The organism is Flectobacillus sp. BAB-3569 (genome assembly GCF_002270355.1).
Lineage (GTDB): Bacteria > Bacteroidota > Bacteroidia > Cytophagales > Spirosomataceae > Flectobacillus > Flectobacillus roseus.
The window spans coordinates 22,045-42,803 of sequence record NZ_NJFZ01000028.1; the positions used below are offsets into that span (position 1 = coordinate 22,045).

Consider the following 20,759-nt stretch of genomic DNA (forward strand, 5'->3'; position numbering starts at 1 on the left):
TACCAATTTTTCGAAATAAATCGCTAAGTCGTTTCAAGTAATTTATTGGTTATCAAATTGTTTCAAAAAAATCTTAAAAGTATAATATTTTGCTTTGGACTTGCCCTAAAACAAGGAGGTAAAAACAAGTCCAAAGCGATATTGGCTCGTTATAATCCCACGTAAACCATTCCGTTTTCTACTTTAACAGGATAGGTTTGAATCTGGTAATCATCGCCTGAAAGACAAGCTCCTGTTTTTAAGGAAAAAGTCTTTTTATGAAAAGGGCAAGCCACTTTAGGTTCTTGTTCTTCGCCCGTCGAGCCAATCATACCTCTCGAAAGAGCCATTTGTTGGCGGTGTGGACAAAGATTTTGAGTGGCAAACCACTCACCTCTTCTTTTGAAATTATAAATAGCGATTTGTTCTCCTTCGATTAGAGCACAAGCTCCGCCATTTTCGGGTATGTCGACTTCTGAACATGCCAAATGCCAAACAAGGGTATCTTCTGCTAATATATTGCTCATGGTATTTGCTTTTTAAGAAATTGGGGCAATAGCAATCTATTGCCTTCAATCAGTTGAATCATTATTTTACCCACTCTGCGGCCTTTATTTGATCACGCATTGGCTCGAATTTGACATTCGGATCTTTTAGGTGTGGCGCATTGACAAAGTGTGTAAAGCGTTTGCGAAGTTCAGGGTTTGTTACTACCTCTTTCCATTCACAACGATATGCCTCCACGAGCATATTCATTTCATCTTCAAACTGCTTATTTAAGCCTAATACATCATCGATTACTACTGCTTTGAGGTAGTCTATTCCACCATCGAGTTTATTGAGCCATGTGGCAGTACGAGTCAAAGGTTCTGCCGTTTTGATATAAAACATCAAGAAACGGTCGATGTACTTGAGACAAGTTTCTGAGTCGATGTCGCTGGCCAACAATAAAGCGTGTTGAGGCTTTACGCCGCCATTGCCACATACATATAAGTTCCATCCTTTTTCGGTGGCGATAATCCCAAAGTCTTTCGATTGCGCTTCGGCACACTCACGCGTACAGCCCGAAACAGCCGATTTGAACTTATGAGGCGCTCTCAGTCCACGGTATCGCTCTTCGATTTCGATAGCAAAAGATACAGAATCATGCAAGCCAAAACGACACCAAGTTGAGCCTACACAAGATTTTACGGTACGTAATGCCTTGCCATAAGCGTGTCCTGATTCAAATCCCGCATTGACTAATTCTTCCCAAATAGCAGGTAAGTCAGATACGTGTGCACCAAAAAGGTCGATACGCTGACCCCCTGTGATTTTGGTGTATAATCCATATTTCTGAGCAACTTGTCCAATTACAATCAATTTCTCGGGTGTAATTTCTCCGCCTGGGATTCGAGGCACAACCGAATAAGTACCATTTTTCTGGATATTCGCTAAATAACGGTCGTTCGAGTCTTGAACGGTGTCATTGCCTTTTACCAAAATCATTTCGTTCCATAAACTTGCCAAGATAGAAGCTACGGCAGGCTTACAAGTTTCGCAACCATCGCCATGACCCAAACCGTCCAAAGCCTCTTCGTAAGTCCTATATCCTTTGATTTTGACAAGGTCAAAAAGCTCTTGGCGTGTGTAATCAAAGTGTTCGCAAATGATATTGCGGATATACACCCCTTGGCTTTTCATGGTTTCGTTGATAAGGTCTTTGATCATCGGAACACAACCTCCACAACCAGTACCAGCTTTGGTGCATTTTTTAATAGCGTCAAGGGTATTATTTCCTGCCAAAACTTCCCCACAAATTTGTCCTTTCGAGATAGCTTCACATGAACAAATTGAAGCATCATCTGGCAAAGCCATTACGCCAGCACCTGATTCTTCTTTACCTCCACGAGCACCTAACATCAAATCCTCTGGGTCGGGAGGAAGAATCGTTTGATTTTTGACATTTTGCAAAAGCATATTGTATTGCTCTGCATCGCCAATCAAAATCCCTCCGAGCAAGTATTTGCCATCGTTGGAAATATTGATTCTTTTATAAACTCCTTTGGCAGAGTTTTCGTAAACGATAGTCTGGCAATTAGGTTCTTGAATAAAAGCATCCCCAAAACTTGCTACATCTACCCCAATCAACTTGAGTTTGGTAGACATATCAAATGGTTTGAATGACTTGTCCTTATCCTTCACCAATTGATTTACGACTACATCTGCCATTTCATAGCCTGGCGCTACCAAGCCATATATCATGTGGTGTGCTAAAGCACATTCGCCAATAGCATATATATTTGAATCGGAGGTTTGCAAATAATCATTTACAATCACTCCTCCGCGTACACCCACTTCTAATCCTGCGATACGCGCCACTTCGTCACGAGGTTTGATACCTGCCGAAATCACTAACATATCTACTTCCAACTCTACTCCATCGGCAAAAAGCATCGAAGAGATAGCCCCATTGCCACGAATTTCTTGGGTATTCTTATTCAAATGAATCTTCAAGCCCAATTCTTCCAACTTAGTCTGAAGCATTTTTGAGCCTGCATCATCTACTTGGCGAGGCATCAGCCTTGGCGCAAATTCGATTACATGCGTTTCTTCTAATCCTAGGTCGAGCAATGCCTTTGCTGCTTCAAGCCCTAACAAACCTCCACCGATCACTGCACCTTTTTTCGCTTTTTTAGCATGATGTTGCATCATGTCCAAATCTTCGATAGTGCGATAAACAAACACGCCGTCTTTTTCAACGCCAGGAATCGGAGGCACAAAGGCAGCCGAACCCGTAGCTAACACTAAATAATCATACGACTCGACCAAACCATGGTGCGAGCGAACCGTCTTGGCATCTCTATCGATGTCCACGATTGGGTCAGAAAGGTGAAGGGTAATGCCATTTTCGGCATACCAACTTGCAGGAGCCATTGTCAGGTCTTCGACTGTTTTACCAGCGAAATACGACGACAAGTGAACACGGTCGTAAGCTGGACGAATTTCTTCGCCAAATACAACCAAATCAAACTCCTGAGCGGTGTCTTTTGCAATAAGCTTTTCACAAAACTTATACCCCACCATGCCGTTCCCCACTACGACAATTTTCTTTTTCATTTGATGGTTATTTATAGGATGATAAATGCTTGATTACTGATTTGTACAGATACCCTTTTTTTGTATTAAGTATCTTTACTCTATTTAAGCCGTTGTGAAGTTTGTATAAAAAAAAGTTAAGTAATTTTGCTTAACTAGTAATAAATACTCAGTTTAAGTATGGCAAATAGAGAATGTGCAATTAGTTATTTATCACTACAAATACTAAATGAAAAACTGCTATCAATTGTATTAATTCTATAACAAATTTATTCAATTTTTCCCACATCTCCTTTGTTTGTGTATCAAATTTAAACCTATTTTTATTGATTTTGCAAATTTTTTCAAAAAAATACCTAAAATTTCAACTTAAATTTTGGATTTAAACATTTTTATAGCATTTTTGTATCGAAATCATAACTGAGTAGTTTCAATCATAAGCAAAAATATCAAAAAAGAGCAGAATATGAATATTCCAAGAATAAGTTTGATTGGAGCTGGCCCAGGTGATATAGAGTTAATTACTCTAAAAGGTATCAAAGCAATAGAGTCAGCAGACGTTATTCTATATGATGCCTTAGCAAATGAAGAACTTTTGGCATATGCCAAGCCCGAAGCGATAAAAGTATATGTGGGAAAACGCTTAGGTAAATATGTTTATACGCAAGAACAAATCAATTATCAGTTAGTACAATTGGCTCTTGATTATGGGCATGTAGTAAGGCTCAAAGGTGGTGATCCTTTTGTATTTGGAAGAGGCTTTGAAGAAATAGAATATGTTCGTTCATTTAATATTCCTTGTGAAGTTATTTCGGGTGTTACTTCTGCCATTGCGGCGCCAGCTTCAGTAGGAATTCCAGTTACAACGAGAGGATATGCTGAAAGCTTTTGGGTAATTACGGGTACTACCAAAACAGGTGAGCTTTCAAATGACCTAAGGCTAGCCGCTCAATCAACAGCAACTGTGATTGTTTTGATGGGGATGAGTAAACTAGACCAGATTTGTGAGATTTTTACAGAATATCAAAAACAAGAAACACCAGTAGCAATTGTTCAAAACGGCACCCGTGACAACGCCAAGCACCTAGTCGGAACAATTGAAGATATTGGAGCAAAAGTAAAAACACAAAAACTGAGCAATCCAGCGGTGATTGTTATTGGAGAAGTGGTAAGTCTTCATCCAGAATATATAGAAACTTACCTAAAAGAAGAAATTAGAACGATGCGTGGTTGAGGTCATTTTATTAGAACGTAATCAAACACTATATAAAACAAAAAGAGGTTTCAACGATATTTCAGCGAAACCGTTCCACTAATTACCTTGATAAATTAGACTACTTCATTTTTCATCAACACTCTCAAAATTAGATAATCTTATATCCTGCCCGCTTTCTGGGCACTTTAGTTCTTTATTTCCCTTCAACGGTTTGTTGAAAATGGTCATTCGTGGGGGCGAATGTAAAACCATCTGTATTATGATTGTGGGGGCAGTCATGTTACTGAAAACAGGAATAAATTATGTTATCGCAAAACTCTGTATCAAACAGGGCTCCGTTGGAGTCTTTGAATGTATTGTCGTGGAAAGGAATCCAAATGAAGACTTTTCATATTACATGGATTACTTTTTTCTTTTGCTTCTTTGGTTGGTTTGGCATTGCGCCATTGATGAAAATCGTCAAAGATGATTTGGGACTTACCAAAGCTCAAATCGGAAATGTAATGATTGCTTCGGTTTCGGCAACAATTTTTGCTCGCTTAATTATCGGACGTTTATGTGACACGTTAGGACCACGCTTGACCTACACGGGGTTACTTATCCTAGGTTCAATTCCTGTTATTGGTATCGGATTATCCAATAGCTACGAAAGTTTCTTATTGTTTCGCCTGGCCATTGGCGTGATCGGCGCTTCTTTTGTAATTACTCAATACCATACTTCTATGATGTTTGCTCCCCAAATTAAAGGAACAGCCAATGCTGTTGCTGGAGGCTGGGGCAATTTGGGAGGCGGTATTACCAACATGGTTATGCCCTTGGTATTTGCCGCTTTTGTTGGAGCAGGGTATACCAAACCAGAAGCTTGGAGATTAGCCATGATGATTCCGGGAGTGATTTTATTGGTCATGGCATTCGTATATTTCCGTTTTACAAAAGACACGCCTGCTGGTAACTTCGCAGACATTACTCGCCAACAACAAGCCAAAGGTTCATTCTGGGCAGCAGCCTCTGATTTTCGTACTTGGATTTTGTTTTTGGCGTATGGAGCTTGTTTTGGTATCGAAATTACCTTTGACAATGTGGCTGCTTTATACTTTTCAGAATACTTCAAATGTGATTTAGCAACAGCAGGCTTATTAGCGGGTATCTTCGGGTTCATGAACTTGTTTGCAAGAGCCATCGGTGGAATCGTAGCCGACAAGGTAGGAGCAAAAATGGGAATGCGTGGCAAAGGCTGGTTATTGGCTGGATTATTAAGTTTGGAAGGTATCGGTATTATTCTCTTTGCTCAAACTAATTCCTTAGCAATGGCTGTGGTAGCGATGTTGGGCTTTGCTTTCTTCTTAAAAATGGCAAACGGCGCTACGTATGCAATCGTACCATTTATTGATTCAAAAAATGTAGGTTCTGTTTCGGGAATCGTAGGTGCTGGTGGCAACCTTGGTGGTGTGCTAGCAGGCTTTTTATTCAAATCTGAAAACATTACTTATAACCAAGCATTCTTCTATATTGGTTTGGTAGTAGGCGCTATTGGTTTAGTGGTAGCGATAAGTCGTTTCGAAAAACAATCTCAAACTTCAAAAAAATTACAGTTAGAACCAGAAATGGCTTAATAAAATTTAAGTTGTGAGGCAATAGGCATTAGGCAAATAGTTTTAAAAACTGATACATTTTGCTCAATGCCCATTGCTGCAAACCAAAAGCTTAATGTTTAGATTTAATTAAAATTTCACATTCACAATTCACAACTCATAATTCAGCACTAGTACTTCACATCTATTTTTCTTTTAAAACAAACAAAAAAACCCGAATGAGATGGGGGTCTCAATTCGGGCGAAAATCGCAAAACTCTGTTAAAATTTTACAATCAGCTACAAAAGTATGAAAAAAACTTACAAAATCAAGGCTGCATTAGCCTTATTGGTGGGGGTTTCTACTCACTTTGTGTCGAAGGCACAATTCTCTTTGCAAGGTCAAGTTAGAACTCGTACTGAGGTTCGCAATGGACTAGGTAACCTAGTTCCGACAGGTTCAGATGCTGCGGCATTTACCTCTCAACGTACTCGTTTGATTTTTGGTTACAAGTGGGACCGTGTAACATTTGGAGCTACCGTTCAGGACATTCGTGTATGGGGACAAGATGCCTCAACTATCTCGAATAATGATGGTAGTCGTTTGATGTTACATGAAGGCTGGGCTGAAGTAACCTTAGCCAACAAAGCTGACACTACCATTAAATTCAAGGCAGTTGATCAACTTTCGATCAAAATTGGTCGCCAAGAATTAAGTTATGACGATGTTAGATTAATAGGAAATTTGGATTGGTTGCAACAAGGGCGTCGTCACGACATGGTATTACTCAAAGGAATGCACTCAGGTTGGCAGTTTGATGTAGGTTATGCTTTTAACCAAAATACTGATGCATTTAATACAACGGGGACTATTTATACACCTGCCAACACACCACAGTATATGCCAAATTCGAAAGGCACCTTGGTGGCAGTACCCGCAGGAACGATTCCGAACGGAGCGGTATTTACGAGTAATCCGAGTACAAACGGTGCTACGCAAGATTATAAATCATTCAAAAGCGTATATATCTCCCGTAAGTTTAACCAGACTAAGTTTTCAGGCTTATTTTTCAATGATGATTTTGGGAAATACAAGATGGATACCTTGGTCGGAAACAGTTCGACAGGGTATTTATATGGCAGAGATTTTAGAGGACAAAAAGGGGTAAACAGCCGAGTAACTTACGGTTTGATGATTAACCATACTTTAGGCAATGCTTCAGGATTTGGTAAAATTGCTTTCCAAGGTGCGTATTATGCGCAAACAGGCAAAGACCGTGATGGTGTAGCAATGGATGCTTATCACTACACGCTTTCGGCGACTTATCAAAAAGGCAAATGGGCATTTACGCCAGGCTATGATGTTCTTTCAGGAAATGATGCGGTAAATCCTAGTGGCAAAAACAATCGCTTTGACCCACTTTATGGAACACCACACCGCCACTGGGGCTATATGGATTACTTTTATGTGGGTACAGGCGCACCAGCAGGAGGCTTGAACAATGCTTATTTCAAAGTAAAATATACCACCAATGTATTGACAGTTGGCTTGGATTACCACTCATTTGCTTTAAACAAAGCTATGGTAAAAACAGGCTCTGATGGTATCAAAAGCACGATTAATAACCAATTGGGTACTGAGTTAGACTTTACGTTGAATTACAACATGAACAAGTTTACCAATATCGAACTAGGCTATTCAATCATGAATGCAACCGACAGTATGCCCATTGCCAAAGCACAAAGCGCAACAGCAACTTACGACAAAACAGGTACATGGTTTTATGCGATGATTAACATTCGTCCAGATTTCTTTTACTCAAAACCAGTAGCGTTAAGGTAATTGTGAGTGGTGAATTTTGAATTGTGAGTGGCGAGTTGTGAATGATGAATATAAACATCTAGCTATCAACACCCTAAACTCAATATCAATTCTATATTTTCACTCATAATACAAAACCACTTTGTGCCTTTGTACCCGTACACTCTGTACTTCTATACCTGTACACTTTGTGCCTTTGTGCCCGTACACTTTGTGCCTTTTTACTGAATTACTCATTTTTCAATATACAACTTCCTTAGACCGATGGGGGTCGGTCTAAGGATTGTTTTAAACCATTTCATAATCGTTATGAACGCAAAAACTCTGTTAAAGCAAGTATTAGTGTTGGTAGGTTTAGTAGCTACAACACTACAATTGTCGGCAAATCCGACGCCTTCAGGAAAGAAAATAAGATTAGGGTTTATTCCACTGACAGACTGTGCTCCGCTAGTAGCCGCTAAAGAGTTGGGATTATTCGCAAAATATGGTGTCGATGTAGAGCTTTCGAAAGAAGCCTCATGGGCCAATGTTCGTGATAAAATCTTGAATGGTGAATTGGATGGAGCACACTGTCTTTTCTCGATGCCTTTGTCAGTATATACAGGAATTGGTGGTAAAGCTGGCTCTGAAATGAAGATTGCGATGGTAATCAACAACAATGGACAAGGTATCACACTTTCGAAAGACTTCTGTGGCATGGTTGGCTTCAAAGAAGTAAACAAAGTAGCAGCTACCGTAAAAGCCGTACAAGCTCGCAAAGAAGTTACGTTTGCCATGACTTTCCCAGGTGGAACCCACGACATATGGTTACGCAACTGGTTAGCAGCAGCAGGTGTCAATCAAAAATCGGTGGGTATTATCACAATTCCTCCTCCACAAATGGTGGCAAATATGCGTGTAGACAACATGGAAGGCTATTGCGTAGGCGAACCTTGGAATGGCGTAGCCGCTACTCAAAACGTAGGTTTTACACATATTGCGTCACAGGATATCTGGAAACATCACCCAGAAAAAGCTTTGGTTGTCAACAGCAAATTTGCCGCAGAGGATAAGGAAGATTTGAAAAAAGTGATGAAAGCTATTATCGAAGCTTGTCGCTGGTTAGACAATATGAGCAATCGTAAAAAAGCAGCTTCATGGTTGACTAAACCTTATTATGTAAATGCAGCATTGCCAGTAATTGAAGCACGTCTTTTAGGTTCAAACGATTTGGGTTGCGACTTGGGTGTTCAAAAGTACAAAGACGACTACATGACTTTCTATAACAACGGTGTCGTGAATATGCCTCGCAAATCTCATGCAATGTGGTTTTTGGCACAGTATGTTCGTTTTGGTTATTTAAAAGCTGAACCAAATTATAAAGCAATTGTCGAAAAATTGATTTTGGATGATTTGTATCAAGAAGTAGCCAAAGAAATGGCGGTGCCTATGCAACCAGACATGAAGCCTTTCAAAACTACGTATGACGTAAACTTCGATCCAGCCAATATCGACGATTATCTCAAAGCAACTCGTAAATAAGATTTCCACAGTACTTCCTTGTGACAAGCAAGGAAGTACCCAAACATACCATATCATGAATTCATTTTCTCTCAAAAATTCGATTAGTAATACGCTTTACTTTATCGGAAGTATGTTGGTGCTGATTGGCTTGTGGCAGTTGGTAACAATTTTAACTAAAAACGAAATCCCTGGACCTGTAGCCACATGGCAGGTATTTATGGAACTTATGAGTGAACCATTTTACGACCGTGGCCCCAACGATAAAGGTATCGGCAACCAATTGGTTAGTTCATTAATTCGCGTTTTCAGTGGTTTTGGCGCTGGAAGTATCGTCGCTATTCCCCTTGGTTTGTTGATGGGTTCTTCTAAAACTGGGATGAAACTCCTCAACCCTATTGTGCAGATTTTGCGCCCAGTATCGCCTTTGGCTTGGTTTCCATTGGGCTTATTGGCTTTCAAAGCCGCAGAAGGAGCTACTATTTTTATCATCATGATTACTTCATTATGGCCAACACTTATCAACACAGCTTTTGGCGTAGCAAGTATTCCTGATGACCATAAGAATGTAGGCAAGGCTTTTGGTTTTTCTACGTGGAAATATATTACCAAAATCATGTTGCCTTATTCTATTCCACATATTATTACAGGTTTGCGTCTTTCGATTGGCGTAGCGTGGATGGTAATCGTAGCAGGCGAAATGCTTTCGGGTGGTGTTGGTATTGGGTTCTTTGTTTGGGATAGTTGGAATGCCCTTTCATTAGAGCGTATCCTCGTAGCGATTTTGATTATCGGTACCGTAGGACTTTTGTTGGATAAAGGCTTCAATGCCTTACAAAATGCTTTTTCTTACAACCAAAAGTAATAAGTTAGTGGGCAAAATAGAATTTAATTTTTGTGCCTAAAGCATTCAGCTATCAGCTTTCGGCGGTGGGCTTTGGAAAAAAGCATAGCTGTGGTTAATAAAAACATTTTAACACTCTGTGCCTTGTGCCTGTTGCCTTGTCCCTAAACACATAACTTAAATATTTTTCTGCTCGATTACTTAAGTAGGAAAACGCTATTAGTTAAAAGTACATTGGTTATTTGAAGGTATTCATAATCAAAATATTATGGTAAAATTTCACCTCAGATGTACTATTAATTTAATCTTTCCTACTACTTATCTAAAACCTTTGCTACAAATGAATACTAGCGATAAATCACTCAATTTGGTCGATTCGGCCAATGATTTCCATAAAATTAATAGTCGTGAAACGGCTATCAGTATCAACAACGTTGAAGTATCTTTCTCAACACCCAAAGGAAAGTTTACGGCTGTAAAAGATATCTCTCTCGACATCAAAAGAGGTGAAATTATTTCCCTAATCGGTCACTCTGGTTGTGGAAAATCTACCTTGATGAATACTATTTCGGGAATGGTATTACCTACTTCAGGAGAGGTAATCGCCAACGATAAAGTAGTAAAAGGACCAGGCCCCGATCGTGGTATCGTATTCCAAAATTATTCATTGTTACCTTGGATGTCGGTGTACAAAAACATCTTTGTCGCGGTTGATTCAGTTTTTAAGGATAAATCTACCGACGAAAAACACGCCATTGTCAACCATTACATCGAAATGGTAAACCTTACCTCACACAAAGACAAATTGCCAAGTCAGTTGTCGGGTGGGATGAAACAACGAGTAGCTATTGCGCGTGCATTTGCCATCAATCCAAGCATTTTGTTATTGGACGAACCATTCGGAGCATTGGATGCACTCACCAAAGGTTCGATGCACATCGAGTTATTGAAATTATGGAACCTAGATAATCGTAACAAAACTATCGTGATGGTAACTCATGACATAGAAGAAGCGATTTTCTTATCTGATAAAGTAGTGGTAATGAATAACGGGCCAGCGGCTACTATCAAAAAGATTGTAGAGGTAAATCTAGAAAGACCGCGTAATAAAAAAGCAATTGCTCACGACCCTGAATACATCCGAATTCATGATGAACTATTAGGATTGTTGTTTGATAAGTTTTCTATTGAAGACTAATAGGTATAAAAAAGCCCGAAATAAATGATTTCGGGCAAGACTCTTACTTTTCATTGATATGAAAAGTCTCAAACTGGTCTAATCGAGCTGATAGTTTCCAACATAGCGGTGTCAAAAACCAATGACATCAGTAGCGGCCGATGTTCATACCGAATTAGGGTTTCAAGAATTTATGAATTCCGCAATCCTCATATCAATGTATGCAAAAGTAGGGTGATTATTGAAGGAATAATCATCAAAACCTTAAACATAAACCATGCCATCTTTGCGGAAAATTCATGATGAAACACTTTTGAAACAAAATAAAACACTTTGTATATGAGTATTCCGTCCAATAAGAAACAAATAAAATCTACCTGCTCTTACTGCGGTGTGGGATGCGGTGTAGTACTGACCGACCACGGAAAAGGAAAGCTGACCCTTGAAGGTGATAAGTCACATCCTTCAAGTAAAGGTATGCTTTGTTCAAAAGGGATGAATCTTCATTATACAGTAATGGATACTTCCGACCGTTTGCTGTACCCGACCATGCGCTACAACCGTGATATGCCGCTACAACGTGTATCGTGGGACCAAGCACTAGACCGTACAGCGGCTGTTTTTAAAGCTATTATCAAAAAATATGGCCCAGATTCAGTCGGATTCTACGTTTCAGGACAATGCTCTACTGAAGAATACTATGTAATCAATAAGCTCATCAAAGGTTTTATTGGTTCTAATAATATCGATACCAACTCCCGCTTGTGTATGTCGTCGGCTGTAGTAGGTTACAAACTTACCCTCGGCGAAGACTCTGTACCTGTTTGTTATGATGACATAGAATTAGCTGACACTTTTTTAGTAACAGGCGCCAACCCAGCTTGGGCGCACCCTATTATCTGGCGAAGAGTCGAAGCACACAAGCAAGCCAATCCTAATGTCAAAATAATTGTGGTAGATCCACGTCGTACCCAAACAGCCTCACAAGCTGATTTGCACTTGCAAATTACGCCAGGCTCCGATGTGACACTTACCAATGCCATAGGAAGGGCTTTGATTGAAAACGACTGGATTGATACAGATTTTATTCTATCTCATGCAGATGGCTTTGAAGCTTACAAAGACCAAGTTATGCAGAGAAGTATACCAGAGGCAGCCGAAATTTGTGGTATATCTTCCGAAGAAATTTATTTAGCTGCTCGCTATATTCATGAAGCCAAAGGCTTTTTGTCGATGTGGACAATGGGACTCAATCAGTCGGTTATTGGTGTAAACAAAAACCTATCTCTCATTGATTTGCATTTGATTACGGGTAAAATCGGAAAAGAGGGAAATGGTCCATTTTCGCTTACAGGACAGCCCAATGCCATGGGCGGACGCGAAGTAGGTGGTTTGGCTAATATGCTACCAGCGCATAGAGATTTGCTCAATCCAGCCCATAGAGAAGAAGTTCAAGCTTTTTGGGGTGGGACCAAAATCTCTGATAAGCCAGGTTTTACCGCTACCGAAATGTTTGAGGCCTTGGCGGATGGTCGCATGAAAGCTATCTGGATTGTATGTACCAACCCGATGGTAAGCTTGCCCAATATCAACGCTGTTGAAAAAGGTTTACAAAACGCTAAATATGTCGTAGTACAAGATATCTCGAACCGTTCGGATACTGTCAAATATGCCGATGTCGTATTGCCTGCGGCATCTTGGGCTGAAAAAAACTCCGTTTTTACAAACTCCGAACGCCGTATTACCTTTTTACCCAAATTAATTAACGCCCCTGGCGAAGCCAAAGACGATACTCAAATCATTGTTGAGTTTGCGCAAAAAATGGGTTTCGAAAAGGCTTTTGATTACCAAAATACAGCCGAAGTTTATGCCGAACATTGTCGCTCAACTATCGGAACCAACATTGACATTTCGGGTTTGAGTTATGAAGTTTTACAACAAAAACGCTCTGTTCAGTGGCCTTTTCCACAAGAAAAGGCTATTCAAGACCCTGATTATGTGGGCACTAAACGACTTTTTACGGATAACCAATTTTATACCGCTAATCGCCGTGCCAAAATTCATGCTGTCCCAGACCAAAATCAGTCTGAGGCTTTGAGTAAAGAATTTCCCCTAATCCTTACCACAGGTCGTATTCGTGACCAATGGCATACCATGACCAAAACGGGTAAGGTGAATAAACTAAATCAACATATTTCACAGCCTTTTATCGAAATACATCCAAAGGATGCTGCCGAAAGAGGTATCACCGAAAATCAAATTGTAGAGGTAAAAACCATTCGTGGAGAGGCTCGCATTAAAGCAAAAATTACGACCGACATCAAACAGGGCGTATGTTTTATGCCGATGCACTTTGGTAAAATTCAAGAAAAAACTTTTGGTCGTACCAACAACCTGACCAATACCTTAGTTGACCCACGTTCAAAAGAGCCTGATTTTAAGTATTCGGCGGTACAGGTTTTAGCTTATCAAAAACCTGTCGAAAAAATTGTGATTATTGGAGCTGGCTCTGCTGGCTTAGGCTTTATCAAAGCCTATCGTGAACTCAATCAACAAGATGAGATTCATGTTTTTTCAAAAGAAATCTATCCTTTTTATAATAGAGTCATGCTCCCTGATTATATCTCAGGAGCACAAAATTGGGAACAGTTGGTCAAGCTTCGTGAAGACCAATTTGCGGAGGCAAATATCCACGTACATAAAGGCGTAGAAATTGTGCATATTGACCGTGCCAACAAAGTTTTAACTGATTCTTTGGGTCAAGAACACACCTACGACCGATTAATGCTGGGGATGGGTTCACGAGCCTTTATGCCTCCGAGCGTTCCTAAGATTCCTGGCATTTTCAATATGCGTTCTCGTATCGATGCCGATAGTCTCATGCCTTTTTTACAACAACCTAATCCTCATGCAGTGATTGTAGGAGGTGGTTTATTGGGCTTAGAATTAGCAGCTTCTCTTCGAGAAATGAATATAGAAGTCACTGTAATTCAGCGAAGTGGTCGTTTTATGGACCGTCAACTCGACAAGCTTGGTTCAGAAATGCTCCATCACGAAATCGTAGATTTGGGCATTGAAGTATTTTATAATGATGAGGTTTCGTCTATTTATGGAACAGACCAATTGGAAGGTGTTCGTCTTAAATCGGGACGACGAATCGATGCACAAGTTGCTGTATTTGCCATTGGGACTACGCCCAATACCGAAATTGCCAAAGCTGCAGGCTTGGAAGTAAAACGTGGAGTGGTGGTCAATGATTATTTACAAACGTCTGATCCTTCTATTTTTGCCGCAGGCGAAATGGCACAATGGCGTGGCGAAATGTGGGGTATTACGGCTGCTGCCGAGCACCAAGCCGAAATTATTGCCAAATATATTGCTGGCGACTGGGCAAGTTATTATCAAGGTTCGCTTTCGATGAATATCATGAAAATCCAAGGAGTACAATTATGTTCATTAGGAATGATTGATTCTCCTACGAATAATCCTGAATATGAGGAGATTATCTTTATCGATAAAGCCAAACGCTATTATAAAAAATGTATTGTTCACCGCGACAAATTGGTAGGCGCTATTTTGATTGGCGATAAATCTGAATTTTTAGAATTCAAAGATTTGATTGGGAATAAAATTGAGCTTTCCGACAAACGCATGGAATTGTTGCGTTCGGGCAAAAAAGCTGATCCTGTGATGGGTAAATTGGTATGCTCGTGTAACAATGTGGGAGAAGGCAACCTCAAAAATGCGATTGCTGGAGGTTGTACAGATTTTACACAATTGTGTACTCAAACAGGCGCTGGAACAGGCTGTGGAAGTTGTAGACCAGAAGTAAAAGCAATATTAGAATCGCTAAGCAAAAAAGAAGATGCTTTAGCGGAGAAATAGTTACCAGAAAGAAGGTTGGAATAGAAAAGGAAAAACGAGAAAGGATGGTTTTTCTGAAGTGTACTGGAAAAGATGATTTTTAACCTTTTAGGCTCCGGAATCAAATTACTGGAATTAGAAACGAGCTTCTAAATTCCAGTAATTCAATTCCAAAGAACCTATATTCCTGAGGTTAAAACATGTCATCGTCATAGGTCGTCATTAATTATTTCTGACGAGCCACTACTAAATCACGAGTAGTAACAAAGTTAGTTTTGATTTCGAAAGTTTTAGCGTCGATAACGTCGATGTTTGAGCTAAGAACTTGGATAGTGTATTTACCATCGCTCAAGTTAGAGAAATCAAAAGTTTTTGCAAATTTACCTGATTTAGCGTCAACGTACTCACGGTGTACTTCGTTGTTGTCTTTGTCAACTACTACTACAGTAACTTTTTTGTTGTTTGGTTTTTCTACCCAAACGTTGAAGCTAAGGCTGTTAGTAACTGGAGCGATTTTAGACTTTACAAATGCTTCTTCATCATTTGAGTTAGCGATTGCACTTACGTTTGACAAACAAGTCATAGCAGCTGCTACGAACATAGCTTTGATTACATTGTTGTTTTTCATGGTATTCATTATTTATGAGAGTGAAACATCAAATTTCTTAGAAAAGTCATATCTACTAAAAAAGGTTCATTTTTGAGAAAATTTCTTAAATGCTATCCTGTTTTGGACTGTCTAAAACTAAGAAACTGTACTTGTGTCATTTGTTTGACGATTTAAAGTTATAATCTTATTTCCGAATAGCAATGGATTAGGGTAAAAAATTTGAACAAAATCAAGAAAGTTCTTCTAAATAAAATTATATTTCTTAAAAAAGTTACATTTTCCGAATTGCAATTATACTTTATATTGGAAAAGTGATATGGAGTTGATTATCAAATTGTTAAGTATAAATTACTAAAATCATGCGAGACTACTCTTTAGTTAAAATAAATCTGACTGGTGGCATTGCTTCGCCAGGGATGCTCGAAGGAATTCTTTTGATGGCACACAAAGCAGGTGTTAAAGAAGTAAGTATCGGTGCTCGTCAGCAATTATTAATGTGGGTAAAGGCTGATACTCAGCGTGGTTCGGGCTTGCCTAGCCTACGCGAAAGCCTTGAAGCAATGCACATTGATTTTGAAATTGATACCCACCAATATCCTAACATTATTTCGTCTTATTGTGCCCAAGAGGTATTCCAAACGGGACAATGGCTATCGGAAGGCATTTATCGTGACTTACTAGATGGTTTTGATTTTCAACCTCAACTCAAAATCAATATATCAGACTATCAACAGTCATTCACGCCCTTTTTTACGGGCAACTTAAACTTCATTGCATCTTCGATTCCCAATTTCTGGTATTTATATATTCGTCAAAAGCAATCCAATACTATTTTTAGATTTCCCTTGTTGATTTATACACTTGAAATCTCCAAAGTTTCAAAACGATTAGAGGGTATTCTATTATCAGGAACTGATTTATCGGAAGAGGAAATTTATGAAAAAATGATTGCCCAAGGCGAAATCATTTCACAGCTAGTACAAGAAGATTTGGTTCTACCGCAATTCATGTTGCCTTATTACGAAGGTTTCAATCGTTATGGCAACAAAACTTGGTTGGGAATCTACCGTCGTCACGAGACTTTTGAGGTGGCTTTTTTATTAGATGTTTGTAAAATTTGTTTAGATACCAAAGTCGGACAGATTTGTACAACCCCTTGGAAATCGCTCATTATTAAAGGTATCGAAAACGAAGATAGGGTATTGTGGGACAAACTCTTAGGAAAATATGGTATCAACGTGCGTCATGCAGCCAACGAGCTCAATTGGCAAGTAGAAGATCACTGTCAAGAAGGATTAGCACTCAAAAACACGATTATCCGTGAATTTGACCAAGAGGATATTCGTACGTTTGGTTTGTGTTTTGCTATTCAGACTCGTTCAAAGTCAGAGGTATTTGGTTCGGTTGTAATCAAAAAGCGAAAAATACTCGCAGGATTAACGCAGGTATATGATGTGTATCACACGGTAGATTTTAATCCAAATACTCGTCAATTGGTTTTATTTGAAAAAGGACTTCATAAAGCACATATTGCCGAAATCCTCCAACGACTCACCAAACGATACTATCATAGAAGTACCGCTTCAATCACAGAAAAGCCTGCACAACCTCAAGCGAACCCCACAAATACGCATCAAGTGCATCAATGCAAAGTATGTATGACCATTTATGACGAAAAATTGGGCGATTCACAGCAAGGAATAAAGGCAGGAACGAAGTTTGAGGAATTACCAGCCAGCTATTGCTGTCCTGTTTGCGATTCAGAAAAGGAAAACTTTGAGGTAAAAACAGTAGAAACAACGTATCAGTTGTGAGTTATGAATTGTGAGTTGTGAATTGTCCTTGCCTAAAATAGGTTGCCTCTGATTACTGGACAAAATTGAAGTTCCTAGTTCAAGACTTAAATAATGATGTAAAATAAGATTGAATTATTACGCTTTATGGAATAAGCCGTAGGCATTAGGCTAAAGCGTGCAAAGTATTGATATTTAAAATTTACATTCACAATTCACAACTCACAATTCAGCACTAATACTTTCGTCACATTCTAAAATAAGGCTTAAATACTTTTTTGTCGAGAATAAATACCGCAAGCAGAGCATTGGTCATTAATAAAAAGTTGATAAGCTCTTTTTGATGTATCATATTAGTAAGTACACTAAAATCTAAAGGTACTTTTACCGACTGCACCGAAGGCATTCCCGAACTCAAAGCAACCACCAGTACAATCAAAGCACACATCACTGCCAAGAAGTATAGATGCAAATGGCTTTTAGGTTTTAGTATTACTTCAGGCTCTTGAGCAAGCTCCCATTGATCTATTAGTTTATCCGTAAAATTCACTGCAGTTTTCTCCATCGGCAAATCCTCCAACAGGGCATGTGTAGTAGCATATTCTCTAAATAGCAATTGATATTCTTCGTCCTCTTGCAACAGACGCTCATGCCTTTGCAAAAGCTCCTCAGAGGCGATGCCATCGAGGATGTCAAATATTTCTTCGTCTGTGATATTCATTGTATTGAAATTGAAGCTGTTTAAACTTTTTAGTCTCAGGTGAATAAATTCACCCACTAAGTGGAATTGTTGGTCAAGACCTAGTCATATTATTAACTTTAGTTTCGGTCTCAACAAAGTATTTTCTACCTATTTTATCATTAAGCTCCTAGCCGACTGCTCAAAGCCAAGTTAATATACCAAACTATGTAACTCATTGCCCAATAGTCGTTTCATCTCTTCTGCCAAACGCTTACGAGCACGACAAAGTTTAACTTTTGCCGTATCTGCACTAATACCAACAATTTGGGCGATTTCCTCTAAACTTTGTTCTTTGAGATAAAACAAGGTAATCATAGTTACATCGTCGGGCGAAAGATGATTGAGCGCCATTTGGATATATCTCTTCTGTTCAGCACTTTTTATTTCATCTGAAGTATCTGCCGAAGCAGCTTGTGCCGACTGAGAAGCCTCAATGTCGTCGGTTTGTATGCGATTTTTGCGTTTAAACATCAATGCTGCATTAAACACAATTCTGTAAAACCATGTCGTAAACTTAGACTCTTTATTGAACTGTGGCAATGCCTGAAATGCCTGAATAAAGGCATCCTGAGCCACCTCTTCGGCATCTTCTCGAGTACCCACGATTTTGTAGGCTACCGTAAAGGCATAATCCTTATGACGATTTGCCAAATCCCGATACCCAGCTTTATCGCCTGCCAAGATTCTTTCAATAATAGATATGTCTGATTCCAACGTTTTCACGACAATAGGATGCAAGTTGGTTTAGAAAGGTTACAGGAATTTACTCTTTTTTTCAAAAAAATAAAAAAGAGATGTAATGAGGTGATTGAATTTTACTCGTAGAGACGCATTGCTTTGCGTCTAAAAAAGTGTCATTCTGAAATTTAGTATCAAAAAAGGCGTTCGAAAAATTAATTTCGAACGCCTTTTTTGATACTCCTATGCTACATTTGGCTCTGCTTAAGACGCAAAGCATTTTGTCACTACTGATAGAATACAAATTTTAACATAATCACTCATTCTCTCATTTTCAAATCAAAAACTCAATGCCCTAATTTGCTGATCTCGGCACGTCGGATGAGCTCGTAGGTTTTTTCTAATTCCAAATCAGCCTTATTGAGTCTTTCTTGGATAGTATATTCAACATTGACATTGGGTATTACTCCACGACCAATATTAGGAGCTTTGACCGCTGTTGTAATTCTAAAATGTGGAAATTGTAAACGCAGTTTGGTTGCAGGTAAAACCACCGTAGAAATGATACCACCATTACAGCCAGCTTCGCCCCCACCCGTCTCACGACCGACTAATGTTGCTTTTCGCTGTTCTTTCAAACTTGCCACAAAGCTCGATGCTGCCGAAAAAGTTTGTTCGCCAATCAAAATGTATAAGTTGCCTTTAAAACGATATTGTTCGTAAGGCTTATGTTTTCCAACCGATGGGACATTCAAGCAGTAAGTCCCTTCACCACACTTTTTAACGATTCTTTCTGAAAAAGCACGACTAGCATCTTGTTCTTCAACATCATTATTAAGTATAAAAGATGGAATCATCACAGGAGCCTCCGCATGTGAGGTTAACACAAAAGTGCTATCCATCAAATACTTCATCAGGTCGAGGGCAATTTCATGGTTTCCTCCTGAATTTTGGCGTAAATCAATGATAAGGTTTGCGGCGTGGTTTTGTTCTATTTCTTGAAAAAATCTTTCATGTGTCATCAAAAACGACTCGTAGTCATCATACGAAAAGCTAGAAATACGCAACAAGGCCGTTGAGGCAACTTCTTTCGGGAAACTTAAGCCACGCAAACGAGTCAAACGTCGTTGTGTTTCGTCCTCCTTAGATAACCGAGGAGGTCTATTACCAGTAGGAACCCTTGGCTTAAACTCCAGTATTTGTGGCTTTACTTCTCCTTGTGCATTTTTGATAGAAAATTGATATTTTTCTTTTCCTCCAAAAACACTCAAATAGTATTCGTCAAAAAAACCAGCCTCTAGTGTAGCATCCTTAAAAGCTTCGCCGTAGCCATCAGCAGGTAGGTATTTCCTTAATGTACGAAGAATTTTCCCTGCGGTATTTCCTTCTATTTCCAACACCTCCGAACCTAGTACTAAGGAAGGGTCATTGCTATCATTGCGAGCAATAAAAAGGCGGTCGCCTTGGATAAAAAAGCCAAGCGGAAGTATGAAACTACGGTTTTTAGCACGTTCCCATTTGCGAGTTTCGGGTGAAAAACGCAAGTCTGTATGTCCACAACGAATTTTAGCGACCAAGGGCTTAAGCAATAGCCCAAAGTCCTTTTCGGTCATTTCATCAGCTATCTTTTTATAGGCATCTTCAAAAGCTATGTTCATAGATTCTTTTGAAGTGTACCAATTCACCCCTGGATGCTCTTGTTCTAAAATACTTCTCAAATATCTAAAATCTGCTCTCAACTCTACCTTCGAGAACTTTCGCTCATAGTTGATAGGCGAAGCAGCCCCTTGTCCTTTTACATCCTGTGACCAACAGAATAACGTAACAGACAGTATAACAACACATAACAACCTCATGCTCTGACGTGGACAAAAAATTAAGAAAA

The 20,759-nt window shown here is 39.3% G+C and carries 14 protein-coding genes; 8 read left to right on the forward strand and 6 right to left on the reverse strand.

Translation table 11 applies throughout. The features are described 5' to 3' along the window. Nucleotides 1–149: 149 nt before the first annotated feature. Nucleotides 150–506, reverse strand: a complete 357-nt coding sequence (nirD, locus tag BWI92_RS22100; RefSeq protein ID WP_095166893.1) for a nitrite reductase small subunit NirD — start codon at nucleotides 504–506, stop codon at nucleotides 150–152. Between the two features lie 61 nt (nucleotides 507–567). Continuing rightward, nucleotides 568–3,078 carry a nitrite reductase large subunit NirB gene (nirB, locus tag BWI92_RS22105; RefSeq protein WP_095166895.1) on the reverse strand — a complete coding sequence of 837 codons (2,511 nt, stop codon included), beginning with the start codon at nucleotides 3,076–3,078 and terminating at the stop codon, nucleotides 568–570. A 445-nt stretch (nucleotides 3,079–3,523) separates the two neighbouring features. Between nirB and cobA the strand changes: the two genes are divergently transcribed. The 7 genes from cobA (at nucleotide 3,524) to BWI92_RS22140 (ending at nucleotide 15,072) form a co-directional block, all read left to right on the forward strand. Further along, nucleotides 3,524–4,291, forward strand: a complete 768-nt coding sequence (cobA, locus tag BWI92_RS22110; protein WP_095166897.1) for a uroporphyrinogen-III C-methyltransferase — start codon at nucleotides 3,524–3,526, stop codon at nucleotides 4,289–4,291. A 284-nt stretch (nucleotides 4,292–4,575) separates the two neighbouring features. Continuing rightward, the gene (locus BWI92_RS22115) at nucleotides 4,576–5,886 is read left to right on the forward strand and encodes a NarK family nitrate/nitrite MFS transporter (RefSeq protein WP_095166899.1); all 1,311 of its coding nucleotides are present in this window, start codon (nucleotides 4,576–4,578) and stop codon (nucleotides 5,884–5,886) included. Nucleotides 5,887–6,154: 268 nt separating this feature from the next. Then, nucleotides 6,155–7,687: an alginate export family protein gene (locus BWI92_RS22120; RefSeq protein ID WP_095166901.1), complete on the forward strand. Its 1,533-nt coding sequence runs from the start codon at nucleotides 6,155–6,157 to the stop codon at nucleotides 7,685–7,687. Between the two features lie 288 nt (nucleotides 7,688–7,975). Continuing rightward, nucleotides 7,976–9,187, forward strand: a complete 1,212-nt coding sequence (locus BWI92_RS22125; RefSeq protein WP_095166903.1) for a CmpA/NrtA family ABC transporter substrate-binding protein — start codon at nucleotides 7,976–7,978, stop codon at nucleotides 9,185–9,187. 55 nt (nucleotides 9,188–9,242) lie between these two features. After that, nucleotides 9,243–10,031: a nitrate ABC transporter permease gene (gene ntrB / locus BWI92_RS22130; RefSeq protein WP_095166904.1), complete on the forward strand. Its 789-nt coding sequence runs from the start codon at nucleotides 9,243–9,245 to the stop codon at nucleotides 10,029–10,031. A 319-nt stretch (nucleotides 10,032–10,350) separates the two neighbouring features. Further along, the gene (locus BWI92_RS22135; protein ID WP_095166969.1) at nucleotides 10,351–11,208 is read left to right on the forward strand and encodes an ABC transporter ATP-binding protein; all 858 of its coding nucleotides are present in this window, start codon (nucleotides 10,351–10,353) and stop codon (nucleotides 11,206–11,208) included. A gap of 318 nt (nucleotides 11,209–11,526) precedes the next feature. Beyond that, on the forward strand, nucleotides 11,527–15,072 hold the full coding sequence (locus BWI92_RS22140; protein ID WP_095166905.1) for a nitrate reductase: 3,546 nt from the start codon (nucleotides 11,527–11,529) through the stop codon (nucleotides 15,070–15,072). Nucleotides 15,073–15,277: 205 nt separating this feature from the next. On the opposite strand, the gene BWI92_RS22145 is transcribed toward BWI92_RS22140, so the two are convergent. After that, nucleotides 15,278–15,679, reverse strand: a complete 402-nt coding sequence (locus BWI92_RS22145; RefSeq protein ID WP_141234883.1) for a hypothetical protein — start codon at nucleotides 15,677–15,679, stop codon at nucleotides 15,278–15,280. Between the two features lie 341 nt (nucleotides 15,680–16,020). Here BWI92_RS22145 and BWI92_RS22150 point away from each other — a divergent pair, with 341 nt between their 5' ends. Continuing rightward, complete coding sequence (locus tag BWI92_RS22150; RefSeq protein ID WP_095166907.1) at nucleotides 16,021–17,475, forward strand: rubredoxin; 1,455 nt, start codon at nucleotides 16,021–16,023, stop codon at nucleotides 17,473–17,475. A 226-nt stretch (nucleotides 17,476–17,701) separates the two neighbouring features. Here the strand turns inward: BWI92_RS22150 and BWI92_RS22155 are convergent, their stop codons facing one another. The 3 genes from BWI92_RS22155 to BWI92_RS22165 form a co-directional block, all read right to left on the reverse strand. Beyond that, nucleotides 17,702–18,175: a hypothetical protein gene (locus tag BWI92_RS22155; RefSeq protein WP_095166908.1), complete on the reverse strand. Its 474-nt coding sequence runs from the start codon at nucleotides 18,173–18,175 to the stop codon at nucleotides 17,702–17,704. Between the two features lie 171 nt (nucleotides 18,176–18,346). Continuing rightward, entirely contained in the window at nucleotides 18,347–18,910 is a 564-nt protein-coding gene (locus tag BWI92_RS22160; protein ID WP_176464510.1) for an RNA polymerase sigma factor, read from the reverse strand. A gap of 311 nt (nucleotides 18,911–19,221) precedes the next feature. Next, complete coding sequence (locus BWI92_RS22165; protein WP_095166910.1) at nucleotides 19,222–20,730, reverse strand: S41 family peptidase; 1,509 nt, start codon at nucleotides 20,728–20,730, stop codon at nucleotides 19,222–19,224. Nucleotides 20,731–20,759 lie beyond the last annotated feature (29 nt).